At 69.9% G+C, this 24,795-nt stretch carries 27 protein-coding genes, 1 tRNA gene and 1 riboswitch; of the genes, 11 read left to right on the forward strand and 17 right to left on the reverse strand.

What is annotated here, in order from left to right; all coding sequences use genetic code 11:
* Window positions 1–183 precede the first annotated feature (183 nt).
* On the forward strand, window positions 184–1,512 hold the full coding sequence (locus tag ACZ4AA_RS03770; RefSeq protein WP_467594652.1) for an SGNH/GDSL hydrolase family protein: 1,329 nt from the start codon (window positions 184–186) through the stop codon (window positions 1,510–1,512).
* A gap of 126 nt (window positions 1,513–1,638) precedes the next feature.
* Here ACZ4AA_RS03770 and ACZ4AA_RS03775 read toward each other — a convergent pair whose 3' ends face one another.
* The 4 genes from ACZ4AA_RS03775 to ACZ4AA_RS03790 all read right to left on the reverse strand — a co-directional run bounded on the left by ACZ4AA_RS03775 (window position 1,639) and on the right by ACZ4AA_RS03790 (window position 5,284).
* The gene (locus tag ACZ4AA_RS03775) at window positions 1,639–2,484 is read right to left on the reverse strand and encodes a DUF1707 SHOCT-like domain-containing protein (RefSeq protein ID WP_467594655.1); all 846 of its coding nucleotides are present in this window, start codon (window positions 2,482–2,484) and stop codon (window positions 1,639–1,641) included.
* Between the two features lie 62 nt (window positions 2,485–2,546).
* Window positions 2,547–3,557, reverse strand: coding sequence for an ABC transporter ATP-binding protein (locus tag ACZ4AA_RS03780; protein WP_467595144.1), 1,011 nt, complete (start codon window positions 3,555–3,557; stop codon window positions 2,547–2,549).
* A gap of 16 nt (window positions 3,558–3,573) precedes the next feature.
* Window positions 3,574–4,491, reverse strand: coding sequence for an ABC transporter permease (locus ACZ4AA_RS03785; protein ID WP_467594658.1), 918 nt, complete (start codon window positions 4,489–4,491; stop codon window positions 3,574–3,576).
* Window positions 4,484–5,284, reverse strand: a complete 801-nt coding sequence (locus ACZ4AA_RS03790) for an ABC transporter permease (RefSeq protein WP_467594661.1) — start codon at window positions 5,282–5,284, stop codon at window positions 4,484–4,486. The genes ACZ4AA_RS03785 and ACZ4AA_RS03790 overlap by 8 nt, the downstream gene beginning before the upstream one ends.
* Before the next feature lie 197 nt (window positions 5,285–5,481).
* On the opposite strand from ACZ4AA_RS03790, the gene ACZ4AA_RS03795 reads away from it, so the two are divergent.
* Complete coding sequence (locus ACZ4AA_RS03795; protein ID WP_467594665.1) at window positions 5,482–7,914, forward strand: transglycosylase domain-containing protein; 2,433 nt, start codon at window positions 5,482–5,484, stop codon at window positions 7,912–7,914.
* Here ACZ4AA_RS03795 and bcp read toward each other — a convergent pair.
* Window positions 7,895–8,362 (reverse strand): thioredoxin-dependent thiol peroxidase, encoded by a 468-nt coding sequence (bcp, locus tag ACZ4AA_RS03800; protein WP_037619171.1) that lies wholly within the window; start codon window positions 8,360–8,362, stop codon window positions 7,895–7,897. The genes ACZ4AA_RS03795 and bcp overlap by 20 nt on opposite strands.
* Before the next feature lie 134 nt (window positions 8,363–8,496).
* Between bcp and ACZ4AA_RS03805 the strand changes: the two genes are divergently transcribed.
* The 5 genes from ACZ4AA_RS03805 (at window position 8,497) to ACZ4AA_RS03825 (ending at window position 11,006) form a co-directional block, all read left to right on the forward strand.
* Window positions 8,497–8,835, forward strand: coding sequence for a DUF3618 domain-containing protein (locus tag ACZ4AA_RS03805; RefSeq protein WP_329299906.1), 339 nt, complete (start codon window positions 8,497–8,499; stop codon window positions 8,833–8,835).
* A 97-nt stretch (window positions 8,836–8,932) separates the two neighbouring features.
* A complete protein-coding gene (locus ACZ4AA_RS03810; protein WP_103554526.1) occupies window positions 8,933–9,235 on the forward strand; it encodes a GroES family chaperonin in 303 nt (100 codons plus the stop codon).
* Between the two features lie 49 nt (window positions 9,236–9,284).
* A riboswitch (guanidine-III (ykkC-III) riboswitch) is annotated at window positions 9,285–9,354 on the forward strand.
* Between the two features lie 34 nt (window positions 9,355–9,388).
* Window positions 9,389–9,709 (forward strand): quaternary ammonium compound efflux SMR transporter SugE, encoded by a 321-nt coding sequence (sugE, locus tag ACZ4AA_RS03815; RefSeq protein ID WP_467594672.1) that lies wholly within the window; start codon window positions 9,389–9,391, stop codon window positions 9,707–9,709.
* A 102-nt stretch (window positions 9,710–9,811) separates the two neighbouring features.
* Window positions 9,812–10,879 carry an HNH endonuclease signature motif containing protein gene (locus ACZ4AA_RS03820; protein ID WP_467594676.1) on the forward strand — a complete coding sequence of 356 codons (1,068 nt, stop codon included), beginning with the start codon at window positions 9,812–9,814 and terminating at the stop codon, window positions 10,877–10,879.
* Window positions 10,880–10,921: 42 nt separating this feature from the next.
* Window positions 10,922–11,006: transfer RNA gene (locus tag ACZ4AA_RS03825), tRNA-Leu, on the forward strand.
* 72 nt (window positions 11,007–11,078) lie between these two features.
* On the opposite strand, the gene rdgB is transcribed toward ACZ4AA_RS03825, so the two are convergent.
* The 4 genes from rdgB to ACZ4AA_RS03845 all read right to left on the reverse strand — a co-directional run bounded on the left by rdgB (window position 11,079) and on the right by ACZ4AA_RS03845 (window position 13,645).
* Complete coding sequence (gene rdgB / locus ACZ4AA_RS03830) at window positions 11,079–11,681, reverse strand: RdgB/HAM1 family non-canonical purine NTP pyrophosphatase (RefSeq protein WP_467594680.1); 603 nt, start codon at window positions 11,679–11,681, stop codon at window positions 11,079–11,081.
* A 281-nt stretch (window positions 11,682–11,962) separates the two neighbouring features.
* The gene (locus tag ACZ4AA_RS03835; protein WP_467594682.1) at window positions 11,963–12,361 is read right to left on the reverse strand and encodes a hypothetical protein; all 399 of its coding nucleotides are present in this window, start codon (window positions 12,359–12,361) and stop codon (window positions 11,963–11,965) included.
* 145 nt (window positions 12,362–12,506) lie between these two features.
* Window positions 12,507–13,253 (reverse strand): ribonuclease PH, encoded by a 747-nt coding sequence (rph, locus tag ACZ4AA_RS03840; RefSeq protein ID WP_467594688.1) that lies wholly within the window; start codon window positions 13,251–13,253, stop codon window positions 12,507–12,509.
* 158 nt (window positions 13,254–13,411) lie between these two features.
* Window positions 13,412–13,645 (reverse strand): PTS sugar transporter subunit IIB, encoded by a 234-nt coding sequence (locus tag ACZ4AA_RS03845; protein WP_339129571.1) that lies wholly within the window; start codon window positions 13,643–13,645, stop codon window positions 13,412–13,414.
* Window positions 13,646–13,819: 174 nt separating this feature from the next.
* On the opposite strand from ACZ4AA_RS03845, the gene ACZ4AA_RS03850 reads away from it, so the two are divergent.
* Together ACZ4AA_RS03850 and ACZ4AA_RS03855 are read left to right on the forward strand one after the other, a co-directional pair.
* Entirely contained in the window at window positions 13,820–15,115 is a 1,296-nt protein-coding gene (locus ACZ4AA_RS03850; RefSeq protein WP_467594694.1) for a PTS transporter subunit EIIC, read from the forward strand.
* A 249-nt stretch (window positions 15,116–15,364) separates the two neighbouring features.
* Entirely contained in the window at window positions 15,365–16,612 is a 1,248-nt protein-coding gene (locus tag ACZ4AA_RS03855; protein WP_467594696.1) for a PTS transporter subunit EIIC, read from the forward strand.
* A gap of 70 nt (window positions 16,613–16,682) precedes the next feature.
* Here the strand turns inward: ACZ4AA_RS03855 and ACZ4AA_RS03860 are convergent, their stop codons facing one another.
* Window positions 16,683–17,435: an MBL fold metallo-hydrolase gene (locus tag ACZ4AA_RS03860; RefSeq protein WP_467594698.1), complete on the reverse strand. Its 753-nt coding sequence runs from the start codon at window positions 17,433–17,435 to the stop codon at window positions 16,683–16,685.
* Window positions 17,436–17,685: 250 nt separating this feature from the next.
* Here ACZ4AA_RS03860 and ACZ4AA_RS03865 point away from each other — a divergent pair, with 250 nt between their 5' ends.
* Window positions 17,686–18,159, forward strand: coding sequence for a type II toxin-antitoxin system PemK/MazF family toxin (locus tag ACZ4AA_RS03865; RefSeq protein WP_467594702.1), 474 nt, complete (start codon window positions 17,686–17,688; stop codon window positions 18,157–18,159).
* 150 nt (window positions 18,160–18,309) lie between these two features.
* Here the strand turns inward: ACZ4AA_RS03865 and ACZ4AA_RS03870 are convergent, their stop codons facing one another.
* From ACZ4AA_RS03870 to clpS, 7 genes are all read right to left on the reverse strand, one after another.
* Window positions 18,310–19,260 carry a PLP-dependent cysteine synthase family protein gene (locus tag ACZ4AA_RS03870; RefSeq protein ID WP_467594706.1) on the reverse strand — a complete coding sequence of 317 codons (951 nt, stop codon included), beginning with the start codon at window positions 19,258–19,260 and terminating at the stop codon, window positions 18,310–18,312.
* Between the two features lie 17 nt (window positions 19,261–19,277).
* On the reverse strand, window positions 19,278–19,556 hold the full coding sequence (locus ACZ4AA_RS03875; RefSeq protein ID WP_037619201.1) for a MoaD/ThiS family protein: 279 nt from the start codon (window positions 19,554–19,556) through the stop codon (window positions 19,278–19,280).
* A 115-nt stretch (window positions 19,557–19,671) separates the two neighbouring features.
* Window positions 19,672–19,773: a putative leader peptide gene (locus ACZ4AA_RS03880; RefSeq protein ID WP_467594709.1), complete on the reverse strand. Its 102-nt coding sequence runs from the start codon at window positions 19,771–19,773 to the stop codon at window positions 19,672–19,674.
* A 79-nt stretch (window positions 19,774–19,852) separates the two neighbouring features.
* Window positions 19,853–20,275 carry a M67 family metallopeptidase gene (locus tag ACZ4AA_RS03885; protein ID WP_467594712.1) on the reverse strand — a complete coding sequence of 141 codons (423 nt, stop codon included), beginning with the start codon at window positions 20,273–20,275 and terminating at the stop codon, window positions 19,853–19,855.
* A gap of 110 nt (window positions 20,276–20,385) precedes the next feature.
* The gene (locus ACZ4AA_RS03890; protein ID WP_467594715.1) at window positions 20,386–21,837 is read right to left on the reverse strand and encodes an amino acid permease; all 1,452 of its coding nucleotides are present in this window, start codon (window positions 21,835–21,837) and stop codon (window positions 20,386–20,388) included.
* Window positions 21,838–22,171: 334 nt separating this feature from the next.
* A complete protein-coding gene (locus ACZ4AA_RS03895) occupies window positions 22,172–22,777 on the reverse strand; it encodes a DUF2017 domain-containing protein (RefSeq protein WP_467594718.1) in 606 nt (201 codons plus the stop codon).
* A gap of 52 nt (window positions 22,778–22,829) precedes the next feature.
* On the reverse strand, window positions 22,830–23,138 hold the full coding sequence (clpS, locus tag ACZ4AA_RS03900; RefSeq protein ID WP_467594722.1) for an ATP-dependent Clp protease adapter ClpS: 309 nt from the start codon (window positions 23,136–23,138) through the stop codon (window positions 22,830–22,832).
* Between the two features lie 139 nt (window positions 23,139–23,277).
* Between clpS and ACZ4AA_RS03905 the strand changes: the two genes are divergently transcribed.
* Complete coding sequence (locus ACZ4AA_RS03905; RefSeq protein ID WP_467594726.1) at window positions 23,278–24,606, forward strand: nicotinate phosphoribosyltransferase; 1,329 nt, start codon at window positions 23,278–23,280, stop codon at window positions 24,604–24,606.
* Window positions 24,607–24,795 lie beyond the last annotated feature (189 nt).

Consider the following 24,795-nt stretch of genomic DNA (forward strand, 5'->3'; position numbering starts at 1 on the left):
CATTGTCCCTTTCTCCTCTCTCCCTGACCGACTCCTGGAACGCCTCGGGAGTTCCCGGCGTCTGTCCGGAGGGGGGAACCGACCGGGCCCAGGGGGCGAGTCGGAGTTCTCCGCCCCCATGCCGCATCATGGAGTGACCGCATCGGAGCCTCGGGCTCCCTCGTCCGAGGGGAAACGCACCGCATGACCAAGCGTCACGGTTATGCCCTGCTCGCCGCGGTCCTCGCCGTGGTCGTGGTCCTTTCCGCAGCCATGTACGCCGGTGTCGCGGCCGGCGACGGTCACACCGCCGAGGCAGCCGTCGCCGGTGACCGCACGTCGCACGACGCCGCCCCCGCCTCCACCGGCACCTGGGTCGGCGCCTGGTCCGCCTCCCCGGCCGGAGCCGAACCCGGCACGGAGCCCGACGGGCTGGCCGGCCGCTCCGTGCGCAACGTCGTGCACACGGCCGCCGGGGGTACGAGTGCCCGTATCACGCTGTCCAATCTCTACGGACAGGCCCCGCTGGCCATCACGCACGCCACGATCGCCGTCGCCGCGAGCGCGAACGACGCCGCCGCCGCGGCCGGCACGATGCGCCGCCTCACCTTCGACGGCGCCACCGCGGTCACGATCCCGGCCGGCAGGCAGGTCATGAGCGACGCCGTACGCGTGCGCATCCCGCACGGCGTGGACGTCCTCGTCACCACGTACTCCCCGACCCCGTCCGGCCCCGTCACCTACCACCGGCGCGCCCAGCAGATCTCGTACGTGGCCCAGGGCGACCGCACGGAGGACGTGAGCGCCGCCCCGTACACCGAACGGACCTCGTACTGGCGCTATCTGACCGCGCTCGACGTGCTCAGCGACGACACCACGGGCACCGTCGTCGTCCTCGGCGACTCGCTCACCGACGGCGTCACCTCCACCGTGGGGGCCAACCGCCGCTGGACCGACGTCCTCTCCCAGCGGCTGCGCGCCGTGGCCGGATCCGGTGACACGCCCCGCTACAGCGTCGTCAACCAGGGCATCAGCGGCAACCAGATCCTCGCCGCGGAACCCGGCAGGCCCGCCGACAACCCCAGCGGACTGAGCCGGTTCGGACGGGACGTCCTCGACCGTACGAACGTCAAGGCCGTCGTCATCGACCTCGGCGTCAACGACATCCTCCGCAACCCGCGACAGGTCGACCCGCGCACCGTGACCGACGGCCTGCGGACCCTGGTACGACGGGCGCACGCCCGCGGACTGCGGGTCGTCGGCGCCACCCTGATGCCCTTCCAGGGGCACCGCGGATCCACGGCCGCGCGGGAGGCCGTGCGCCAGGCCGTGAACGCGGAGATCCGGGCCGGGAAGGTGTACGACGCCTACGTCGACTTCGACGCCGCGCTGCGCGACCCGTCCGACCCGCGCCGGCTGCGCCCCGCCTACGACTCGGGCGATCATCTGCACCCCAGCGACCTGGGCTTTCGGCGGATGGCCGAGGTGTTCGACCTGAGGGACCTGAAGGGATCGGTTCCGGCGGACCTGTGATCCGCCGCCCGGCGCACGACACCGCCCGGGAACCGACACGCCGTCGCCTGGCCATGTGTTCAGTGGCCCGACGCGCCGTCGTCCGCCAGCTCTCCAGGAGTCGACGCGCTTCCGCCCGCCCGTCGTTCAGTAGCCGCCGCGCCGCCGGTGGCGGTCCTCACGGCGTTCACGGTGCCGCTCCCTGCGCTCCTCATGACGCTCACGGCGCTCCTCGTGCCGCTCGCGCCACAGATCGCGGGCCTCGTCCACCGCGTCGAGCACGTCGTCGAGGTCACCGCCCCGCGAACCCTGCAACTCCTTGCGGGCCTCCCGGCGCTCCAGCCTCTCCTGGCGGCGCTCCTCCTTGAGCCGCTGGCGCTCGGCACGGGTGAGCTTGCGCTCCACGCCCACACCGCCCCAGAACGCGAAGCCCGTGACGACCACCCGGGGCGCGCCGGGATCGCCCGGCCGGCCCTCCTCACGGTGGTCGAAGCCGCCCATGATGCCGATACCGCGGACGACGACCTCGACCCCGGGCGGCACGATCACGTTCAACCCGCCCATGAACGCGAAGCAGTTGATGACGACCTCACGGTCCGCGAAGTTCGCCTCGCGCAGGTCGATCTCCCCGCCGCCCATGAAGGCGAAGGAGGTGAAGCGCCCGGGCACCGTCCAGCGACCCTTGCGCTCGAAGCCGCCCAGAACCGCCACACCCCACGAGGACGAACCCTCGCCGCCGACGATCCGAGAACCCCAACTGCCGTCGTCCACCGGCTGCTTGACCATGGAGACCCGCGGGGCGGGCACCCCGCCCGGCAGATCACGGGTGATCGGCGTCAACTCCCCGTAGGTACGGGCCGTGTACGTCGCCTCCAGCCGCTCCTCGAACTCCTCCATGTCGAGACGGCCCTCCGCGAGGGCGTCCCTCAGCTGTTCGGCGACTCGTTCACGATCGGCGTCGGAGGCACGCAGCTCCGGGAGTTCGTCGGTCATGGACAGCAGCCTACGAGGTCCCCCGCCCGCTCGCTATCCGGCCCGCCCTCCCGAAATCCCCTCTACGACACCGCTTTCCCCGCGTACATACGGCTGATGACCGCCTCGATGTCCGGCTCCCGCACCGAGAGGTCCGCCAGCGGATAGTCCGCCGCGATCCGCGCCACCAGCGGAGCCGCCGACATCGCGGCCGGGAAGGCCAGCCACTGACGCGGCCCCTCCACCTTCACCACCCGCGCCGACTCCAGCTCGATCGGCGGCAGTTCGCGCTCCAGGTCCACGACCAGGGTCCGCTCGCTCTCCCCCACCTCGTGCAGCCCGCTCAGCGCCCCGTCGTACATCAGCCGCCCGTGGTCGATCACCATCACCCGCCGGCACAGCTGCTCTATGTCGGTGAGATCGTGCGTGGTGAGCAGGATCGTCGTACCGCGCTCGGCGTTCAGGTCCCGCAGGAACTCCCTGACCCGCACCTTGCTGACCACGTCGAGCCCGATCGTCGGCTCGTCGAGATAGAGCACCTCGGGGTCGTGCAGCAGCGCAGCCGCGATGTCGCCGCGCATCCGCTGCCCCAGCGACAACTGGCGCACCGGCACATCCAACAGAGCGCCCAGCTCCAGGAGTTCGACACAGCGGTCGAGGTTCTCCCGGAACCGCGCGTCCGGCACCCGGTACATCCGGTGCATGAGCCGGTACGAGTCGATCAGCGGAAGGTCCCACCACAGCGTCGTACGCTGCCCGAACACGACCCCGATCCGGCGCGCCACCCGGGTGCGCTCGCGGGACGGGTCCAGACCGGCGACCCGCAGGCGGCCGGCGGACGGGGTGAGGATGCCGGTGAGCATCTTGATCGTGGTCGACTTCCCGGCACCGTTCGGGCCGATGTAGCCGACCATCTCACCGCGTTCGACGGTGAACGAGATCGAGTCCACGGCCCGCACCTGACGCCGCTCACCCCGCAGGAACCCCGTCTTCTTGCGCACGTCGAAGACCTTCTCGACCCCGTCGAGCTCGATGAACCCGGTCCTCGGCCCCGGGTCCCCGCCCGGACCGGCCGGTTCCCTGTCTGCGGCGATGGTCACGACCGTTCTCCTAACTTCCCGTGCTGCGGTAGGCGCGCAGCCCCGCGCGCCAGGCGATCCCGGCCAGCGCGCAGCACAGCGCCGCCACGAGCGGTGGTGCGAACGCGACCCACACCGGCAGGTCGAGCGGATAGGGCCGCCCCAGCACGTACAGCGCGGGCAGCCAGTTGACGAAGGCGAGCGGAAGCACGAAGGTCACCCCGCGCAGCATGTCCTTGGCGAACACGGTCGGCGGGTACTGAAGGAGCGTATTGCCGCCGTACGTGAAGGAGTTCTGCACCTCGGAGGCGTCCTGCGCGACGAACTGGAAGGCCCCGCCCGCCACGAACACCGCCGAGAAGATCCCCGCGCCACTGAGCAGCATCATCGGCATCATCAGCACCTTGAGCGGTGTCCAGTGGACGTCGAGGACGGTGAGCGCGTACCCGAGGACGAGCAGGCCCTGGGTGATCCGGCCGAGGCGGCGCAGCGCGAAACGGTCGGCGGCGACCTGCGCGAGCACCGGCACCGGGCGCACCAGCAGGGTGTCAAGGGTGCCGTCGCGCACCCGGCGCCCCAGCCGGTCCATCGAGCCGAGCGCGAGGTCCGCGAACCCGAACGCGACACCGGACACCCCGTAGAGCAGGGCGACCTCGGGCAGGCTGTAACCGCCGATCCGGTCGACCCGGGAGAACATCAGCAGGATCGCCACGAAGTCGAGCGCGGTCGCCGCGAAGTTCCCGAACGCGGTCATCGCGAAGGAGGCCCGGTAGGCCATCGTGGAGCGGATCCACATCGCGCTGATCAGCCGGTAGGCGCGCAGCCCGTCCCGCAGCCGCTCGTACCCGCCCTGCCGCTCGAACGGACGGAAGTCCACCGCCCGGACCGGCGCCTCACGCGGCGGCCCGGTCACGACCCCCGCCGCCTTCTCCTCCACCGGGTCAGCCACCCTGGACCACCACCCTTCGCGTCGCCACCGACTGGACCAGCCGCCCGACCGCCAGCAGCCCGACCGCCCAGGCGGCCTGCACCGCGTACGTTCCCAGCGGATCCGCCGTGCCCAGCAGCACGTCCACGGGCGCCTGGATCAGCGAGGACCAGGGCAGCGCCCGCACCACCTCGCCGAGCGCGCCGGGGAACACGTTCAGCGGCAGCAGCATCCCGGAACAGAAGATCCCGGCGATGGACGTCAGCTGCGCCACCCCCGCGCCGTCGAGCAGCCAGAACGCCGACAGCGCCACCAGGTACCGGATCGCGAACCCGACGGCCACCCCGAGCGCGACCGCGACCAGGAAGGCGAGCCAGGTCAGCGGATCCGACGGCAGCGCCAGATCGAAGACGAGCGCGCCGAACAGCAGCGGGACCACACCGCGGCCCAGCAGATGGAACAGCGCCCGCCCCACGTCCTGGGCGAGCCACCACATCTGGAGATCGGCCGGCCGGTACAGGTCGATCGCGATGTCACCCGTACGGATGCGTTCGATCAGCTCGTCCTCGAAGCCGCCGCCCATCATCGCGACCACCATCAGCAGGCCCTGGCTGACCCAGACATAGGTGAGCGCCTGCGCCTGGTCGTAGCCGCCGAGGTGCGGCTTGCTGTCCCACAGGGCCATGAACAGATACGCCAGGATCAGCCCGAAGACCGTGTTGGTGAAGACACCCGCGGCGGTGGCGACCCGGTAGGTGGCGTACCGCCGGAACCCGCCGGCCGCGACAGCCGCGTACAACCGCGCCGTGCCCACAACCCGTCCCTTTCCTCAGCGTTGAGCCAAAGCGCAGGAGCCTAATCCCCGCCGGGCGTGGCCCGCCAGGCATTTTCCGGCGCGACGCGTGCCGGACCGGGGAACGGAACACATGGTGCGAGAGTCTTCAATACGGGGCGCACCAGGCGTATGAGGGCGTACAGGACAGTACGACGCGACACAGGAGTCCGGCGAACATGAGCGACGAGCCGCAGCAGCGCAGCCAGGGCTGGGCATCCAGGGAGCCGGGACCGGGACCGGGCGGGCCGGGCACCAAGCAGCAGCCCCAGCCGCGGAAGAAGCCGCAGGGCAAGCGGAAACAGCGGCCGAAGCGGACCGGCCTGCGCAGACTCGTCCCCACCTGGCGCATGGTGCTCGGCACGATCCTCGGCACGGCCCTGCTCCTGGCCGGCCTCTTCGCGCTCGGCTACTTCCTCGTCCGCATCCCCTCGGCGAACGCGGCGGCGGTCAAGCAGAGCAACGTCTTCCTGTACGCCGACGGCAGCCAGCTCGCCCGCGACGGCGACGTCAACCGCGAGAACGTCGCCCTGGAGCACATCTCCAAGGCCGCCCAGCACGCCACCCTCGCCGCCGAGGACCGCGACTTCTACAGCGAGTCCGCCATCGACCCCAAGGCGATGATCCGCGCCGGCTGGAACACCGTCACCGGCAAGGGCCGCCAGTCCGGCTCGACCATCACCCAGCAGTACGTCAAGAACTACTACCTCGGCCAGGAACAGACCGTCACCCGCAAGGTGAAGGAGTTCTTCATCTCGATCAAGCTCGACCGGGAGAAGAGCAAGGACGAGATCCTGGAGGGCTACCTCAACACCAGCTACTACGGCCGCAACGCCTACGGCATCCAGGCCGCCGCCCAGGCCTACTACGGCGTGAACGCCCGGGACCTCACCGTCGGCCAGGGCGCCTACCTCGCCGCCCTGCTCAACGCGCCCAGCGAGTACGACGTGATCGCCCACCCCGAGAACAGGGCCGGAGCCCTCGCCCGCTGGAACTACGTCCTCGACGGCATGGTCAAGCAGAAGTGGCTCACCCGGGCCGCCCGCGCCCGGGTCGCCTTCCCCGCACCCCGGCAGGCCAAGGGCTCGGCGGGTCTGTCGGGCCAGCGCGGCTATCTCGTCCAGGCCGTGACCGCCTATCTGACCTCGAACGGGATCCTCGACGAGGACACCCTCACCCGCGGCGGCTACCGCATCACCACCACGCTCCAGAAGTCCAAGCAGGACGCCTTCGTGCACGCCGTGAACGACCAGGTGATGGACCGGCTCGACCGCAAGAACCGCAAGGCGGACACCTACGTCCGCGCCGGCGGCGTCGCCATCGACCCCGCGAGCGGCAAGGTCCTCGCGATGTACGGCGGCATCGACTACACCAAGCAGTACGTCAACAACGCCACCCGCCGCGACTACCAGGTCGGCTCCACCTTCAAGCCGTTCGTGTTCGCCTCCGCCGTCCAGAACGGCTCGGAGACCGAGGACGGCCGCCCCATCACCCCGAACACCGTCTACGACGGCACCGACCGGCGCCCCGTCCAGGGCTGGAACGGCGCCGTCTACGCACCGGAGAACGAGGACGGCGAGTCGTACGGGGACATCTCCGTGCGCACCGCCACCGACCGGTCGGTCAACTCGGTGTACGCGCAGATGGCCGTCGACGTCGGCCCCACCGACGTGAGACGGACCGCCGTCGCCCTCGGCCTGCCCGCCGACACCCCCGACCTCACCGCCTCCCCCTCCATCGCGCTCGGCCCGGCCACCGCCAGCGTCCTCGACATGGCGGAGGCCTACGCCACCCTCGCCAACCACGGCAGGCACGGCCCGTACACCCTCGTGGAGAAGATCACCAAGGACGGCTCGGCGAACGTCCGGCTGCCGGCTCAGGACGGCACCGACGGCGAGCACCAGGCCGTGAGCCGCGAGGCGGCCGACACCACGACCTCCATGCTCCAGAGCGTCGTCGACGGCGGCACCGGACAGGCCGCGCAGAACGCGGGCAGACCCGCCGCGGGCAAGACCGGCACCGCGGAGGAGGACACGGCCGCGTGGTTCGCGGGCTACACCCCCGACCTCGCCACCGTCGTCGCCGTGATGGGCCAGGACCCCGACACCGGCGCCCACAAGTCCCTGTACGGCGCGCTCGGACAGGCCCGTGTCAACGGCGGCGGCTACCCCGCGCAGATCTGGGCCCAGTTCACCCGGGACGCCCTGGACGGGAGCGACTACACGGAGTTCGACCTCCAGCTCCAGCCGGGCGCGGAGGAACCGGACGACTCCCTCTACGACCCCGGCACCACGGACACCACCGGCGGCCAGGACAGCGGCGGCACCACCGACGGCAGCCAGGGCGGCGCCAACGGCAGCAGGCCGGCGCCGTCGGCGGGCCACACGCCGGGCCTGGGTCCGGAGCGAGGCCGGGAGGGGGGTCCCGCGCGCGGGCAGACCCACGGCAGGTCCGGCGGCACCGGCGCCTCCGGGGGCACGCACGGCACGAGCGGTGGCACGGGCGGCCGCGCGCACACCGGAGGTGCTCACACCGGCACCCGCACCGGTGGCACCACCACGGGCGGCGGCACCGGGGCGGGTACGGGGGCGGTCAGATCCCCAGGTCCTTGATGATCTTCGCCACGTGCCCGGTCGCCTTCACGTTGTACAGCGCCCGCTCGACCTTGCCCTCCTCGTCCACCACCACCGTGGAACGGATGACACCGACGACCGTCTTGCCGTACAGCTTCTTCTCGCCGAAGGCCCCGTACGCCTCCAGGACCGTCTTGTCGGGGTCTCCGACCAGGGTGACCTTCAGCGACTCCTTCTCACGGAACTTGGCCAGCTTCTCGGGCTTGTCGGGGGAGACACCGATCACGTCGTAACCGGCGCCCGCCAGCAGATCGAGGTTGTCCGTGAAGTCGCAGGCCTGCTTCGTGCAGCCGGGAGTGAGGGCGGCCGGGTAGAAGTAGACGATGACCTTGCGGCCCTTGTGGTCGGCCAGGGAGACCTCGTTGCCGTCGGCGTCGGGCAGGGTGAAGGCGGGGGCGGTGTCGCCGGGCTGAAGTCGCTCGCTCATCGGAACCTCACGTGGCCGGGGGGATGGAATGGATACGGAACGAGCGTAATGGGGGGTGCCGAGGGGTGCGGTCCGGTACGAACTGACAGACTGTCCGAATCAGGCAGTCCCTACACGACCACGGAGGCAGCGCGGTGTCGGATACGTCGAGAACGCCGGATACCAGGACTCCGGCGCAGATCGAGGCGGACATCAAGCACCGCCGCACAACGCTCGCCGACACACTCGACGAGATCGGCGTCCGGGTGCACCCGAAGACGATCGTCGGAGACGCCAAGGCGAAGGTCGCCTCGAACATCGACCACACCCTGGGACGCGCCTACGTCGGCGTCAACCGTGTCGTCGGCGACGTGAAGGGCCAGTTCGTCACCGAGGACGGCGCGCCCCGGCTGGAACGCATCGTGCCGGTGGCTCTCGTCGCAGTGGGGCTCGTCGGGCTGCTCGTGGTCGGGACGCGGCGGCGCAAGCGCTGACCCGCCCGCGTACGAAACCGGCCGGGACAGGTAGGTTCAGGGCGTGAGCGCCAACCGTGAAACGCACAGCACCCATGACGACAAGCTGCCCATCCGGATGCTGCACGACCGCGTGCTGGTGCGGCAGGACGCCGCCGAGGGCGAGCGGCGCTCCGGCGGCGGCATCCTGATCCCCGCGACCGCGGCCGTCGGCCGCCGGCTCGCCTGGGCCGACGTCGTCGCGGTCGGACAGAACGTCCGCACGGTGGAGCCGGGCGACCGGGTCCTGTACGACCCGGAGGACCGGGCCGAGGTCGAGGTCCGCGGGATCGCCTACGTGCTGATGCGCGAGCGGGATCTGCACGCCGTGGCCGCGGACCGCTTCGAAGGCTCCGAGGACTCGACCGGCCTTTACTTGTAGGGCATGGCTACCCCGAAGGGGCCGGTGACCATGGTCACCGGCCCCTTTCGCCATTCCTTGCTACGGTGGAGGGACCCCGACGAGACGCGCCGTACCGGGCTCAGCAAAGACGACGCAGCACGCTCCAGCCGTCGTCTCCCGGAGGTACGTCCCATGGCCTGGTTCCTGCTGATCATCGCCGGACTGCTCGAAGTCGGCTGGTCGATCGGGATGAAGTACACCGACGGCTTCACGCGGCCGATCCCCAGCGTCCTGACGGGCGCGGGCATCGTGGCGAGCATGGTCCTCCTGTCCTACGCGGCCAAGTCGCTCCCCATCGGCACGGCCTACGGCGTCTGGGTGGGCATCGGAGCGGCCGGCGCGGCCATCCTCGGCATGACCCTCCTGGGCGAACCGGCAACAGCCGCCCGCATCTTCTTCATCTGCCTGCTCCTGGCCTCGGTGGTAGGCCTGAAGGCGACATCGGGCCACTGACCCTCACCCAGGCCCCCTCACGGGGCGTAACCGTCCGATAAACGGTTCGTTAACCCGTACGAGATCGCGAACGCGCGGTCGAGAACAGAGGGGGACACGGACGTGCGGAGCACAGGCGAATCGGTGGCGCGGGCCACCCCAAGTCAGGTGGGGCCGGACTCGGACCCGTACCGCAGGGAACGCCTCGCACCGGTCGTCGCCCAGTCGCGCAACTGGACCGATCTGATGCGGCAGCTCGGTCTCAGACCGAGCGGAGGCCAACGCCGCGTACTACAGGAGAAGGTGGCGAGTCACGGACTCGACACCCATCACTTCGTCAAGCACAGTCCGTGGCGCAAGTACCCGGATGCCGTCATCGCAGAGGCCGCCGCCTCGTCGTCCTCGCTGCGCGAAGTCGCTCTGAAACTGGGCGCCACCCCGGCCACGGGAACGCTGTCGCACATCCGCCGTCGTATCAGCGCGGCAGGAATCGACATCGGCCACTTCATGGGCATGGATCGGCTCGAACTGGACCTGCCGTTCACCCCGGAGGAGTTGAGGGCCGCCGCGGCCGCGGCCACGAGCGTGCGGGGCGTGGCCCGCACACTGGGCGTTCCGGACGACAGCCGCTCGCGTGCGACGCTCAGCCGCATGCTGGCGGCCCATCGCGTCGACATCGGGCACTTCTCCCACCGGCGCACATCGATCGCCGATGACGCGTTGCGTGATGCCGTGCAGAGCTCCACCAGTTACGCCGACGTGATGCGCGGTCTCGGCATGGACGTCAACGACACCAATCACCGGCGTGTCCGGCGCGCGGCCTCCCGCCTCGGTCTCGACACCGGCCACTTCAGGCGCCGGGCTTGGGGGCGGCCTGAACGCCCGACACCCTCAACCGCGCAACGCGTGCTGGTCGTCCTGCCGGCGGGATCCACTCGCCCCAACCGGGCGCGGCTGCATTCGGCCCTCCAGGAGCTGGGAGTTGGGTACATGTGCGCGTCCTGCGCGAACGCTGGAACCTGGCTGGGGCGACCGATCACGCTTCAGATCGATCACGTCAACGGTGACTGGCTGGACAACCGGGTCGAGAATCTGCGATACCTCTGCCCGAACTGTCATGCGCTGACGTCGACATGGTGCCGCCGGAAAGCCGGGCGACCTTCAGAGGGCACGGAGTCACCCGTACACTGATCGGCACGTAGCAGCACGGACGGAAGGTATGTCCGTTTTTACGCGGTCGTGGCGGAATAGGCTATACGCGCGGGTTTTAGGTGCCCGTGGGAGCAATCCCGTGTGGGTTCGAGTCCCACCGACCGCACAGGTGCAGAAGAAGGCCCGGTCCGGGCAACCGGACCGGGCCTTCGTGCGTGTGGAGTTCGGCAAGCCGGACTCAGCCCAGCAGCTCCCGCACCACCGGTACCAACGCCCGGAACGCCTTGCCCCTGTGGCTGATCGCGTTCTTCTCCTCAGCCGTCAGTTCCGCGCAGGTGCGGGTGTCGCCCTCCGGCTGGAGGATCGGGTCGTAGCCGAAGCCGTTCTTGCCCGCGGGGGTGTGGCGGAGGGTGCCGAGCAACTGGCCCTCGACCACGCGTTCCGTGCCGTCGGGCAGGGCGAGCGCCGCCGCGCAGGCGAAGTGGGCGCCCCGGTGGGGATCGTCGATGTCGGAGAGCTGGGCGAGGAGCAGGTCCAGGTTGGCCTGGTCGTCGCCGTGGCGGCCGGCCCAGCGGGCGGAGAAGATGCCGGGGGCGCCGTTCAGGACGTCGACGCACAGGCCCGAGTCGTCGGCGACGGCGGGCAGGCCGGTGGCCTGGGCGAGGGCGTGCGCCTTCAGCAGGGCGTTCTCGGCGAAGGTGACGCCGGTCTCCTTGACGTCGGGGATGTCGGGGTAGGCGTCCGCGCCGACGAGGTCATGGGTGAGCCCTGCGTCGGCGAGGATCGCCTTCAACTCGGTGAGCTTTCCGGCATTGCGGGTGGCGAGGATCAGGCGGGTCATGCCCGCCAGTATCGCCGAGTCGGCCCCCTGATCCGGTCTCAGGTCGCCCCAGACGCCCGGTCCGGTCCAGCCCGGTCCGGCTCCCCCGTCCAGCCCGGTCCGGCTGAGCCCGTCTGAGCCCGTCTGAGCCCGTCCAGCCCGGTCCGGCTGGTCCAGTCCGGCTCGGCTGGCCCGGCTGACCCGGTCCGGCTGAGCCCGTCCAGTCTGGCTCGGCTGGTCCGGCTGACCCGGCTGGTCCGGCTGGTCCGGCTGGTCCGGCTGACCCGGCCAGCCCGGCTGCCCTACGGCGTGCACACCTTCGTCAGTTCGCCCGCCGCCGCCGTGACGGGGCTGATGTCGGGCGTGGTGTCGCCGTTCTTGACGGCGGTGCGGACGTTCGCGACGGCCTTGTTCAGCTCGTCGACCGCCTTGTTGACGTCGGCGTTGTCGGTCTTGTCGCCGATCCTGTCGAGGTTGTTCTCGATGGCGTTGAGGGACGCGTCGGTCTGCGTCGGGTCGTTCGCGGCGTTCTCGACGGCCTGTTGGAGCGCGGTGACGCTGTCGGCTATGGAGTCGGCGGTCTGCACGCAGTCGAGCGCCTTGCCGACCGCGTCACAGCCGACGGCCGCCGGCAGGGCGACGAGTGCGGCGACGAGTGCGAGTGCGGCGGTACGGCGGCGGTTGCGGTGGCGCGCGGCCATGGAACGGTCCCTCCCCGTGGGCATGGTGTGGTGCGGCCACGTCCGCGCACCGGACCGGTCCGCTGTGCGGTCGGCCCGGTCCGCCCGAAGGGGCCGACGGGCGCACGGCTGGACCGTACGCCCGTACCCATAAGAACGCTCAGGGTTAACCCGCGGTTGCCTGCGAGGCTTCTTCGAGTACCGCGCGCTGGATGGCGGCGAGTTCGTCGCAGCCGCCGACGGCGAGGTCGAGCAGGGCGTTGAGTTCCTTGCGGTCGAAGGGCTCGGCCTCGGCGGTGCCCTGGACCTCGACGAAGCGGCCGTCGCCGGTGCACACGACGTTCATGTCGGTGTCGGCCCTGACGTCCTCCTCGTAGCAGAGGTCGAGGAGGGGGACGCCGCCGACGATGCCGACGGAGACGGCGGAGACGGTGCCGGTGAGCGGTTTGCGGCCGGCCCGGACGAGCTTCTTGCCCTGGGCCCAGGTGACGGCGTCGGCGAGGGCGACGTAGGCGCCGGTGATGGCGGCGGTGCGGGTGCCGCCGTCGGCCTGGAGGACGTCGCAGTCGAGGACGATGGTGTTCTCGCCGAGGGCCTTGTAGTCGATGACGGCGCGCAGGGAGCGGCCGATGAGGCGGCTGATCTCGTGGGTGCGGCCGCCGATCTTGCCGCGGACGGATTCGCGGTCGCCGCGGGTGTTGGTGGCGCGGGGGAGCATGGAGTATTCGGCGGTGACCCAGCCTTCGCCGCTGCCCTTGCGCCAGCGCGGGACGCCTTCGGTGACGGAGGCCGTGCAGAAGACCTTGGTGTCGCCGAAGGAGACGAGGACGGAGCCCTCGGCGTGCTTGCTCCAGCCGCGCTGGATGGTGATGGGGCGCAGCTGTTCGGGGGTGCGACCGTCGATTCGAGACATGGTGTCGAGCCTATCCGCACAGGCGTGAGGGGCTGTCCGCCGGTGGCGGAATCAGCCCCTCACGGGTGAGCGGGTGAGCGGGTGCTCCTGAAGCGGTGGGCGGCGCGTGGCGCTCCCGGGTGGCTTCGGTGGGCCGGTTCGCTCGGGTCAGATGCTGGTCACATCAGGTCTTCGATGTCGGCGGCGATGGGGTCGGCGTCGGTGCCGATGACGACCTGGATGGCGTTGCCCATCTTGACGACGCCGTGGGCGCCTGCGGCCTTCAGGGCGGCCTCGTCGACGAGTGAGGGGTCCTTGACCTCGGTGCGCAGGCGCGTGATGCAGCCTTCGACCTCTTCGATGTTGTCGATGCCGCCGAGCCCGGCGACGATCTTCTCAGCCTTGGTGGCCATGTCCTATCTCCCTGATCAGAACCGCTTTGTCGCAGTAACCCACAGTTGGCCCATCTTCGCGAGCGGTCATGTCGTCGGTGCCGAAGGATGGCGGTCACGACAGAGCGACCCGTCGTCAACTGGTCTACACCAGTCAGCGGGTAGTCGCCAAACCGGCCCGCCCGGAGGACGCCCATGAGTGCCGTCAGTGATGTTTCGCCCGCGCGCGCCCGCTGGCACAAGGCTTTCCAGGGGCTGCAAAAGATGGGCCGCAGCCTCCAGTTGCCGATCGCGGTGCTGCCGGCGGCGGGCATCCTCAACCGGCTCGGCCAGCCGGACGTGTTCGGGGACGAGGGACTCGGGTGGAACAACCTCTCCAAGGTGATGGTGGGCGCGGGCGGCGCCCTGCTCGACGGCTCGCTCGGGCTGCCCCTGCTGTTCTGCATCGGTGTGTCGATCGGCATGGCGAAGAAGGCCGACGGGTCGACGGCGCTCGCGGCGGTGGCGGGCTTCCTCGTCTACTACGGCGTGCTGCACCAGTTTCCCCAGGGCTGCCCGGGCGGTTCGAAGGCCATTCCGGGCATCGGCTGCCAGGTCACCGAGACCGGCGGCGGCGTGACGGCGTTCACGTTCCAGAACCCCGGTGTGTTCGGCGGCATCGTCATGGGTCTGCTGGCGGCCTGGTTCTGGGTCCGGTTCCACCGTACGAAGCTGGTGGACTGGCTCGGCTTCTTCAACGGACGCCGCCTGGTGCCGATCCTGATGTCGTTCGTGGCGATCGGGTTCGCGGCGCTGTGCCTGTGGGTGTGGCCGCCGATCGGTGACGGCCTGGAGAGCTTCAGCGACTGGCTGCACCACGCGGGCTCGTGGGGCGCGGGCGTTTTCGGTCTCGCGAACCGGGCCCTGCTGGTGATCGGTCTGCACCAGTTCCTGAACGTGCCCATCTGGTTCCAGTTCGGCAGTTACACCAAGCCCGACGGCACGGTGGTGCACGGCGACATCAACATGTTCCTGGCGGGCGACCCGCACGCGGGGCAGTTCCTGACGGGCTTCTTCCCGATCATGATGTTCGCGCTGCCGGCGGCCGCGCTGGCGATGACGCACTGCGCGAAGCCGCACCGCCGCAAGGAGGTGGGCGGTCTGATGCTGTCGGTGGCGCTGACGTCGTTCGTCACGGGGATCACCGAGCCGATCGAGTACTCGTTCCTGTTCATCGCGCCGCTGCTGTACGCGGTGCACGCGGTGCTCACGGGGGTGTCGATGGCGGTGAGCTGGGGGCTCGGCGTGCACGACGGGTTCAGCTTCTCGGCGGGTCTGATCGACTACGTCATCAACTGGAACCTGGCGACCAAGCCATGGCTGATCATCCCGATCGGCCTGTGCTTCGCCGTCGTCTACTACGTCATCTTCCGGTTCGCGATCACAAAGTTCGATCTGAAGACCCCGGGGCGGGAACCGGACGAGGAGGTCGAGGACACCACGAAGGCGTAGACCTCCACACGAACCGCCTGGCGCGCTCTTGCGGAAGGCCCCTTGACCTGCCGGTCCGGGGGCCTTCCGCATGAGCGGAATCTTCTCTTCCCGTTATGGCCGAGGCCACAAAATTGGCACCTTCCTTATCCAGCCTTCACCGTGCTACAACAGGTCTACACCACTGGTGGTGTAGACCACATGGCCGCTGCCGAACCCTGTCGTACCCCTTTCCCGTCCCCCGGGCAGCGCCCAGCGCATGGAGGAACTATGAGCACCGCCACCGTCTCGGCGGCACCCGCGAAGAAGCGGGGATCAGGCCTGTTCCAGGGCTTGCAGAAGGTCGGCCGCAGCCTGCAGCTGCCGATCGCCGTGCTTCCGGCGGCGGGCATCCTGCTGCGTCTGGGAGTGCCGGACATCGCGCAGAAGCTGCACCTGCCCGACAAGGTCACGGAGGTGTTCGCCACCGCCGGCGGCGCGATCTTCGACAACCTGCCGATGCTGTTCTGCATCGGTGTGGCGATCGGCTTCGCCAAGAAGGCGGACGGCTCCACCGCGCTCGCCGCCCTGGTCGGCTTCCTGGTCTACAGCAACGTGCTCAAGGCCTTCCCGGTCACCGAGGCGAAGATCCAGAAGGGCGCCGACATAGCGGCGACCTACAACAACCCCGGTGTCCTCGGCGGCATCATCATGGGTCTGCTCTCCGCCGTGCTGTGGCAGCGCTACCACCGCAAGCAGCTGGTGGACTGGCTCGGCTTCTTCAACGGCCGCCGTCTGGTGCCGATCATCATGGCGTTCGTCGGCACGGCCATGGGTGTCTTCTTCGGCCTGGTCTGGGAGCCGATCGGCACCGGCATCTCCCACTTCGGCGAGTGGATCACCGGTCTCGGCACGGTCGGCGCGGGCCTGTTCGGTCTCATCAACCGCGCGCTCATCCCGGTCGGCATGCACCAGTTCGTGAACGCCGTGTCCTGGTTCCAGATCGGCGACTTCAAGAACTCCGCGGGCGTGGTCGTCCACGGTGACCTCAACCGGTTCTTCGCCGGTGACCCGAGCGCCGGAATGTTCATGTCGGGCTTCTTCCCGATCATGATGTTCGGTCTGCCGGCCGCCGCGATCGCCATCGCGCACTCCGCCCGCCCCGAGCGCCGCAAGGCCGTGATGGGCATGATGATCTCGCTGGCGCTGACCTCGTTCGTGACGGGTGTGACCGAGCCGATCGAGTTCTCGTTCATGTTCATCGCCCCGCTGCTGTACGCGATCCACGCGGTGCTGACCGCCCTGTCCCTGGCGGTCACCTGGGCGCTCGGTGTCCACGCGGGCTTCACGTTCTCCGCGGGCTTCATCGACTACGCGCTGAACTGGAACCTGGCCACCAAGCCCTGGCTGATCATTCCGATCGGTCTGGTGTTCGGCGCGATCTACTACGTGGTCTTCCGCTTCGCGATCACCAAGTTCAACCTCCCCACCCCGGGCCGTGAGCCCGACGAGGAGATCGAGGACCTCACCAAGGCGTGAGCCGTCCCGCCGTACGGCCGAAGGCCCCCGGAACCGTCTGGTTCCGGGGGCCTTCGCGTACGCCGGGGCGTCAGATCTCGTACATCGCCCCGGGTACCGCCAGGTCCACCGGGCCCTCGTACGCCGTACGGGCGTCCGTCAGGTTGGTGGCGGCGTCCGTCCACGGGGGGATGTGGGTGAGGACCAGGCGGCGGGCGCCCGCGCGGGCGGCGGTCTCGCCGGCCTCCAGGCCGTTGAGGTGGAGGCCGGGGATGTTCTCCTTGCCGTGGGTGAACGCGGCCTCGCACAGGAACAGGTCCGTGTCCCGGGCCAGTTCGTCCAGGGCCCCGGTCACCCCGGTGTCACCGGAGTACGTCAACGAACGTCCGCCGTGTTCCACCCGGATGCCGTACGCCTCCACGGGGTGCGCCACCCGTTCGGTGTGCACGGTGAAGGGGCCGATCTCGAACGTGGACGGCTTGACCGTGTGGAAGTCGAAGACCTCGCTCATCGAGGACGCGGACGGCGTGTCGGCGTAGGCCGTGGTCAGACGGTGCTCGGTTCCCTCGGGGCCGTAGACCGGGAGCGGGGCGCAGCGGCCGCCGTCGTGCCGGTAGTAGCGCGCGACGAAGTAGGCGCACATGTCGATGCAGTGGTCGGCGTGCAGATGGCTCAGGAAGATCGCGTCGAGGTCGTAGAGACCGCAGTGGCGCTGCAACTCGCCCAGGGCACCGTTGCCCATGTCGAGGAGCAGCCGGAAGCCGTCGGCCTCTACGAGGTAGCTCGAACAGGCCGATTCCGCGGACGGGAACGACCCCGAGCAGCCGACGACGGTGAGCTTCATAAAGCAGAAACCTCCGCTGGCGGGTATCAGCTGGAAAGGGGGGAGACGGGGGTCGTGCGGTCCGTCGAGCGTAAGGCGCAAAAGGGCGGGTCGCTCCTCCGCCAGGGGCCGTTGTGGGCGAACTCACCTGTGCTGTCACCGGTTCGGATGGACGTGGGGCGCGGCGTTTGGATCAGTTCGGACAGCCTTCCGGAAACGCGGGGTGTCCCAGGGCGGGCGGGGGTACGCGCGCGCCGGTACCTTCTTTGCTGTGGACACGTCCTGGTGGCTCGCGTTGGCGGCGGTGGTTCTGCTCGCGCTGGTCGCGGCACTGGTGGACGGCTGGGGGCGCCGCGGGCGCCGGCCGGCCGGACGGACGCGTCCGCCGGGCCGGGGCCGGGGACCGCGCCGCAGCGCAACCGGGCGCGGTGGGCGGCTGCCGCGGGCGGCGGAGATCTGGTGGGCGAACGTCCCGTACGAGGACGGGCCGGGGGCCAAGGACCGGCCGTGTCTGGTGTTGGTGGTGCGCGGGAAGCGGGTGACCGTCGCGAAGATCACCAGCAAGTACCACGACGAGCGGCCGGGGGTGATCCCGCTGCCTCCGGGTGCGGTGGGGGACGCCCAGGGGCGGCCGAGTTTCCTGGAGACGGACGAGCTGCGTGAGGTGCCGGTCGGTGACTTCCGGCGGCGGGTCGGTGTGGTGGACCCGGTGCTGTGGGACCAGGTCCGCTATCTGGCCCGCTGAACCGCTCCCCCGGCCGACCGTCGGACCCGTCGAACCGCTCCCCCGGCCGACCGTCCGACCCGATGAGCCGCTCCCGCGGGCCGACGGAAACGCCGAGGGGCGCGCGGACCGTCGTCCGGTCCGCGCGCCCCTCGGTGAGTCCGTGTGTGGCTAGGCCCAGAGCTGGCCTTGCAGTGTCGCGATGGCCTCTTCGGTCGTCGCCGCCGTGTAGACGCCCGTCGACAGGTACTTCCAGCCGCCGTCGGCGACCACGAAGGCGATGTCGGCCGTCTCCCCGGCCTTGACGGCCTTGTTGCCGACGCCGATCGCGGCGTGCAGCGCGGCTCCGGTGGAGACGCCCGCGAAGATGCCCTCCTGCTGGAGGAGTTCCCGGGTGCGGGTGACCGCGTCCGCCGAGCCGACGGAGAAGCGGGTGGTGAGGACGGAGGCGTCGTACAGCTCCGGCACGAAGCCCTCGTCCAGGTTCCTGAGGCCGTAGACCAGGTCGTCGTAGCGCGGTTCCGCGGCGACGATCCTGACGTCCGGCTTGTGTTCGCGCAGGTAGCGGCCGACGCCCATGAGGGTGCCGGTGGTGCCGAGGCCCGCCACGAAGTGGGTGATGGACGGGAGGTCGGCGAGGATCTCCGGGCCCGTCGTGGCGTAGTGGGCGCCGGCGTTGTCCGGGTTGCCGTACTGGTAGAGCATCACCCAGTCCGGGTGCTGGGCGGAGAGTTCCTTGGCCAGGCGCACGGCGGTGTTGGAACCGCCGGCGGCCGGGCTGGGGATGATCTCGGCGCCCCACATGCCGAGCAGGTCACGGCGTTCCTGGGAGGTGTTCTCGGGCATCACGCAGACCATGCGGTAGCCCTTGAGCTTCGCGGCCATGGCCAGGGAGATGCCGGTGTTGCCGCTGGTCGGCTCCAGGATCGTGCAGCCCGGGGTGAGCCTGCCGTCCTTCTCCGCCTGCTCGATCATGTGGAGGGCCGGCCGGTCCTTGACGGAGCCGGTCGGGTTGCGGTCCTCCAGTTTCGCCCAGATTCGGACGTCCGCGGACGGCGACAGTCGCGGCAGGCGCACCAGAGGGGTGTTGCCGACCGCGGCGAGCGGGGAGTCGTAGCGCATCGGAGACCAGGGTCCGATCAGGCCATGCCGCCGGCGACGGCCGGCAGGATGGTGACGTTGTCGCCGTCGGTCAGCTTGGTGTTGATGCCGTCGAGGAAGCGGACGTCCTCGTCGTTGAGGTAGACGTTGACGAACCGGCGCAGCTCGCCGCCGTCCACGATCCGGGCCCGGATGCCCGCGTGACGGGTGTCGAGGTCGGTGAACAGCTCGGCGAGGGTCGCTCCGCCGCCCTCGACGGCCTTCTCGCCGTTGGTGTAGGTGCGGAGGATGGTGGGGATGCGGACCTCGATGGCCATGGTTGCGGGCTCCTGTCGGAAGGTGTGTCAGGTCGGAAGACGCGCGGCAGCGCGGGCGGGGCAGGGGTACGCCGGTTGCGGAGCCGCGGCTCTCCGGCCGTACGACGGCGGCAGGTCAGTGCGTACAGATGGCGCTTTGCGACCTACAGAGGTCGACGTGCAGCCGCGCCACGAGCAGCATGCCCGGCGTCTTGTCGCTCACGTCGTTACGAACCATGGGCTCATCGTATCGATTCCCGGGACGGGCCCCGGAGTGTGATCTCGCATTCCGGACGCTTTGAGGCCGATGGGTGAGATCAGTAGGTCTCTACGACCTTGACCTCCTCCTCCGTGACCTCACCCTCCACGATGCGGTACGAGCGGAACTGGAAGGGTCCGGAGTCGTCGGTGTCCGCCGTGGAGACGAGGACGTAGTGCGCGCCGGGTTCGTTCGCGTAGGCGAGGTCGGTGCGGGAGGGGTAGGCCTCGGTCGCGGTGTGCGAGTGGTAGATGACGACGGGTTCCTCGTCGCGGTCGTCCATCTCGCGGTAGAGCTTGAGCAGATCGCCGGAGTCGAACTCGTAGAACGTGGGCGAGCGGGCCGCGTTGAGCATCGGGATGAAGCGCTCGGGGCGGTCGGTGCCGGCGGGGCCCGCGACGACGCCGCACGCCTCGTCGGGGTGGTCCTGGCGCGCGTGGGCGACGATCTGGTCGAACAGGGCCTCGGTGATGGTCAGCATGCTGGTCAGGATAGACAGAAGGGCCGTCCCGTACCGAGGCGTGGTACGGGACGGCCCGTATGCCGGACATCCTGAGCGGTGGCCTGTGGGCCGGACGTCCGTGGTGGCGGTCAGCCGACCTTTTCGAGTTCCGGCTCGCGGCGTTCGGTGACCTGGGGGTTGCGCGCCTTGAGGATCGCCCAGCCGACGGCGAGGGCGGCGGCCCAGACGGCCATCACGTACAGGCAGATGCGGGACTCGGCGTCGTAGGCGATCAGGCCGGTGACGAAGAGAAGGAACGCGACGGCCACATAGCTGCACTTCGCGCCGCCCGGGGCGGGGAAGGAGGAGGCGGGCAGCCGGCCGGCGTCGACGGCGCGGCGGTAGAGGATGTGGCTGACGAGGATCATCAGCCAGGTCCAGATGCCGGCCGCGGTGGCCACCGAGGTGACGTAGCCGAAGGCCTTCCCGGGGGCGACGTAGTTGAGGATCACGCCGATGCCCATGAAGAGCACGGAGACCGTGACGCCGAACGCGGGCGTCTTGGTGGAGGACAGCTTGCTGAAGACCTTCGGGGCCTCGCCGCTCTCGGCCAGGTTCCGCAGCATGCGGCCGGTGGAGTACATGCCGGAGTTGCAGGAGGACAGGGCGGCGGTGAGGACCACGAAGTTGACGATGCCGGCGCCGGCCGGGATGCCGATCTTCGCGAAGGCCGCGACGAAGGGGCTCACGTTCGGCGCGAACTCGGTCCACTTCACGACGCAGAGGATGACCGTGAGGGCGCCGACGTAGAAGAGGGCGATGCGCCACGGGAGGGTGTTGATGGCCTTCGGGAGGGTCTTCTCGGGGTCCTCGGACTCGCCCGCGGTGACGCCGACGAGCTCGACGGCGAGGTAGGCGAACATGACGCCCTGGAGGGTCATCAGGGAGGAGCCGATGCCGTTGGGGAAGAAGCCGTCGAACTGCCAGAGGTTGCTGACGGAGGCGGTGTCACCGGCGGAGCTGAAGCCGAAGGTCAGGACGCCGATGCCGATGATGATCATGCCGAGCAGGGCGGTGACCTTGACCATCGAGAACCAGAACTCGATCTCTCCGAAGAGCTTCACGGAGATCAGGTTGGCCACGAACAGGACGACCAGGAAGACCAGCGCGGTCACCCATTGGTGGACCGCCGGGAACCAGTAGTGGACGTAGATCGCGGCGGCCGTGAGCTCGGCCATGCCGGTGACCACCCACATCAGCCAGTACGTCCAGCCGGTGAAGTAGCCGAAGAACGGGCCGAGGAACTCGCGGGAGTACTCCGCGAAGGATCCCGAGACCGGGCGGTAGAGCAGGAGCTCGCCGAGCGCCCGCATGATGAAGAAGATGATCACGCCGGCGAGGGCGTACATCATGATCAGGCTGGGTCCGGCCTTGGCGATGTTCGCCCCGGCCCCCAGGAAGAGGCCGACGCCGATGGCGCCGCCGATCGCGATCATCTGGACCTGACGGCTGCCGAGCCCGCGCTCGTACCCCTCTTCGGGGGCGTCGCCGCCCACGGCCTCACTGCCGTCGTGACTCTTGCCGACCTGCGATGAGGTCATGTCTCGTGCGCCTTTCTCCAAACCGGTCCGAGCCGGTACCACGGCTTCGAATCGGCTTCCGATCCCCCCGGACAGGTGGAGCTTGTGCCTGGCCGGCGGTCCGCCGGCTCGGTGGCGCACCCGGCGGGACATGGGTGGTGTCCTGCCGGGCGGTCGTGAAGATCTATCACGGCGGCGGCGTTGATCGGGGGCGGCCGATGTTGCGCAGACCACAGGAAGAACCGGACAAAACGATGAACCGCGCCCCAAAGGACGCGGTTACGGTGACGTGATCGTTATCCGGATTTGAGCGTCCGCTGAGCGACCGCGAGCGGTGCCGTTCTCGGCCTGCGGATCAGGGCAGGAGCGTGCTGACCAGGGTCTCCTGGAGGCCGCCCAGCCAGAGGTACGCCATCACCATCGGCTTGCGCGGGTCCTCGTCGGGGAGGTGGTAGAGGAGTTCGGTGTCCTCCTCGTCGACGACGTCGAGCCGCGAACCGATGGCCAGGCGCAGGTCGTTGAGGGCGCGCAGCCACTGCTCGGACTGGGCGGCGGTCAGTTCCAGGACCGCTCCGCCGTCGCCGCCGGGTGTCAGCGCGTCGAGCGAGCGGATCACCGTGAGGGCGTTCTCCCGCTTGCCCGCGCGCAGGTCGTTCTCGGTGAAGCGGCGGAACTCGGCGGAGTGGGCCTGCTGCTCGTCGGCCTGCTCGGGCGTGTCGGCCTCGACGCCGGGGCCGCTGTAGGCGTCGGGGAACAGGCGCTTGAGGACCGGGTCGCTCGGCGGTTCGCTGGGGCCCTCGGCGAACAGCTCGGCGAGCGGGTCGGCGGAGGCGTTCTCCGCGGGACCGGGACCGATGAGCTCCAGGAGCTGGACGGCGAGGGTGCGGATGATGGAGATCTCGACCTCGTCGAGCGCGACGGCCGCGCCGCCGCCGGGGAGCGGTTCGAAGTGTCCGGGCATGGAGTGAGTTCGCTACTTCCGGTCCTGCGGGCGGTCGGTTGACAGGGGCCGGCTACTTCCGGTCCTGCTGAAGGGTGGCCCACAGACCGTAGCCGTGCATGGCCTGCACATCGCGTTCCATCTCCTCGCGCGTGCCGCTGGAGACGACGGCCCGGCCCTTGTGATGGACGTCCATCATCAGCTTGGTGGCCTTGTCCTTGGGATAGCCGAAGTACGACTGGAAGACATACGTCACGTAGCTCATGAGGTTGACCGGGTCGTTGTGGACGATCGTGACCCAGGGGACGTCCGGCTCGGGTACGGCGAAGACCTCCTCCGCCGACTCGGTCTTCTCGATCTCTAGAGGTGCGGGAGCCGTCACACGCCCATGCTCCCACCCGAGGGGGGCGCCCGCATAAACGGGCCCCGGAACAGGGCTCCGGACAGGGCTCCGGGCGCGCCGGGAATCGCCGGTCCGAGAGAAATCGTCAAACTGACGAAATGGGGGTACGATCCCTGCCATGAACACAGCGGACCTTGGGCTGCCGGTGGAAGTTCCGTCTACGGCGCTCTTCACGGACCAGTACGAGCTGACGATGTTGCAGGCCGCGCTCGCGGCCGGGACCGCCGGGCGTCGCTCGGTCTTCGAGGTCTTCACCCGCCGGCTGCCGGAAGGACGGCGCTACGGGGTCCTCGCGGGCACCGGACGCGTCCTGGACGCGGTCGAGAACTTCCGCTTCGACCCGGACATCCTCGGCTTCCTGCGTGAGCGCGGGATCGTGGACGAGCCGACCCTGGAGTGGCTCGCCTCCTACCGCTTCGGCGGGGACATCTGGGGCTACCCCGAGGGCGAGGTGTACTTCCCGGGCTCGCCCGTCCTGCGGGTCGAGGGCAGCTTCGCGGAGTGCGTGCTCCTGGAGACGGTGATCCTCTCGGTCCTCAACCACGACTCCGCCATCGCGGCGGCCGCCTCCCGCATGTCCTCCGCCGCCGGAACCCGCCCGCTGATCGAGATGGGCGCCCGACGCACCCACGAGCTGGCCGCGGTGGCCGCCTCGCGCGCCGCGTACATCGGCGGGTTCACCAGCACCTCCGACCTGGCCGCCGGCTTCCGCTACGGCATCCCGACCGTGGGCACCTCCGCGCACGCCTTCACGCTCCTGCACGACCACGAGCGGGACGCCTTCCGGGCCCAGGTGGACTCGCTGGGCCGCGGCACCACCCTGCTCGTGGACACCTACGACGTGGCCGAGGCGGTCCGCACGGCCGTCGAGGTCGCCGGGCCCGGACTCGGCGCGGTGCGCATCGACTCCGGCGACCTGCTGCTCGTCGCCCACCGGGTGCGCCGGCAGCTGGACGAGCTGGGCGCGCGGGACACGAAGATCGTCGTGACCTCGGACCTCGACGAGTACGCCATCGCCTCGCTCGCGGCGGCGCCCGTGGACGCGTACGGCGTCGGCACCCAGCTGGTGACGGGATCCGGCCATCCGACGTGCTCGATGGTCTACAAACTGGTCGCCCGCGCGGAGTCGGCCGACCCGAGGGCACCGCTGGTGCCGGTGGCCAAGAAGTCCACGGGCGGCAAGACGTCCGTCGGCGGCCGCAAGTGGGCCGCCCGGCGCCTGGACGGGCAGGGCGTCGCGGAGGCCGAGGTCATCGGCGTCGGGCCGGTGCCCGCCGAGCTGGCCGACCAGCAGCTTCTGGTCGAGCTGGTCAAGGGCGGTCAGGTTCTGTCCCGCGAGTCGCTCGACGTCGTACGGGACCGGCACGCGCAGGCCCGCGCCCGGCTGCCGCTGTCGGCGACCCAGCTGTCACGCGGCGAGCCGGTGATCTCCACCGAATACGTCTGAGACGCCCGGGGCGGGTGGTGCGGGCGTTACCGGGGTGGCACCGCGCATGAACCCACGGTGAGCGGGAATGCAACGGCAGCGTGCCCGCGCGGGCCGTGGAAGCCGAACGCCCCCTCCCGCACCGCCCCGGAATTCTCTAGGCTCGGTAGTTCAACGGCCGGGCCCGCACCCTTGTCTGCCGCACCCATA

The sequence above is a fragment of the Streptomyces sp. NPDC024698 genome, from assembly GCF_055559015.1.

What these genes read in the sequence shown, in the direction of transcription:
- ACZ4AA_RS03770 (WP_467594652.1), top strand. Translation starts at nt 184, where the DNA reads ATGACCAAGCGTCACGGTTATGCCCTGCTCGCCGCGGTCCTCGCCGTG.
- ACZ4AA_RS03775 (WP_467594655.1), bottom strand. Translation starts at nt 2,484, where the DNA reads ATGACCGACGAACTCCCGGAGCTGCGTGCCTCCGACGCCGATCGTGAA.
- ACZ4AA_RS03795 (WP_467594665.1), top strand. Translation starts at nt 5,482, where the DNA reads ATGAGCGACGAGCCGCAGCAGCGCAGCCAGGGCTGGGCATCCAGGGAG.
- bcp (WP_037619171.1), bottom strand. Translation starts at nt 8,362, where the DNA reads ATGAGCGAGCGACTTCAGCCCGGCGACACCGCCCCCGCCTTCACCCTG.
- ACZ4AA_RS03810 (WP_103554526.1), top strand. Translation starts at nt 8,933, where the DNA reads ATGCTGCACGACCGCGTGCTGGTGCGGCAGGACGCCGCCGAGGGCGAG.
- sugE (WP_467594672.1), top strand. Translation starts at nt 9,389, where the DNA reads ATGGCCTGGTTCCTGCTGATCATCGCCGGACTGCTCGAAGTCGGCTGG.
- rdgB (WP_467594680.1), bottom strand. Translation starts at nt 11,681, where the DNA reads ATGACCCGCCTGATCCTCGCCACCCGCAATGCCGGAAAGCTCACCGAG.
- ACZ4AA_RS03835 (WP_467594682.1), bottom strand. Translation starts at nt 12,361, where the DNA reads ATGGCCGCGCGCCACCGCAACCGCCGCCGTACCGCCGCACTCGCACTC.
- rph (WP_467594688.1), bottom strand. Translation starts at nt 13,253, where the DNA reads ATGTCTCGAATCGACGGTCGCACCCCCGAACAGCTGCGCCCCATCACC.
- ACZ4AA_RS03845 (WP_339129571.1), bottom strand. Translation starts at nt 13,645, where the DNA reads ATGGCCACCAAGGCTGAGAAGATCGTCGCCGGGCTCGGCGGCATCGAC.
- ACZ4AA_RS03850 (WP_467594694.1), top strand. Translation starts at nt 13,820, where the DNA reads ATGAGTGCCGTCAGTGATGTTTCGCCCGCGCGCGCCCGCTGGCACAAG.
- ACZ4AA_RS03855 (WP_467594696.1), top strand. Translation starts at nt 15,365, where the DNA reads ATGAGCACCGCCACCGTCTCGGCGGCACCCGCGAAGAAGCGGGGATCA.
- ACZ4AA_RS03860 (WP_467594698.1), bottom strand. Translation starts at nt 17,435, where the DNA reads ATGAAGCTCACCGTCGTCGGCTGCTCGGGGTCGTTCCCGTCCGCGGAA.
- ACZ4AA_RS03870 (WP_467594706.1), bottom strand. Translation starts at nt 19,260, where the DNA reads ATGCGCTACGACTCCCCGCTCGCCGCGGTCGGCAACACCCCTCTGGTG.
- ACZ4AA_RS03875 (WP_037619201.1), bottom strand. Translation starts at nt 19,556, where the DNA reads ATGGCCATCGAGGTCCGCATCCCCACCATCCTCCGCACCTACACCAAC.
- ACZ4AA_RS03880 (WP_467594709.1), bottom strand. Translation starts at nt 19,773, where the DNA reads ATGGTTCGTAACGACGTGAGCGACAAGACGCCGGGCATGCTGCTCGTG.
- ACZ4AA_RS03885 (WP_467594712.1), bottom strand. Translation starts at nt 20,275, where the DNA reads ATGCTGACCATCACCGAGGCCCTGTTCGACCAGATCGTCGCCCACGCG.
- ACZ4AA_RS03890 (WP_467594715.1), bottom strand. Translation starts at nt 21,837, where the DNA reads ATGACCTCATCGCAGGTCGGCAAGAGTCACGACGGCAGTGAGGCCGTG.
- ACZ4AA_RS03895 (WP_467594718.1), bottom strand. Translation starts at nt 22,777, where the DNA reads ATGCCCGGACACTTCGAACCGCTCCCCGGCGGCGGCGCGGCCGTCGCG.
- ACZ4AA_RS03905 (WP_467594726.1), top strand. Translation starts at nt 23,278, where the DNA reads ATGAACACAGCGGACCTTGGGCTGCCGGTGGAAGTTCCGTCTACGGCG.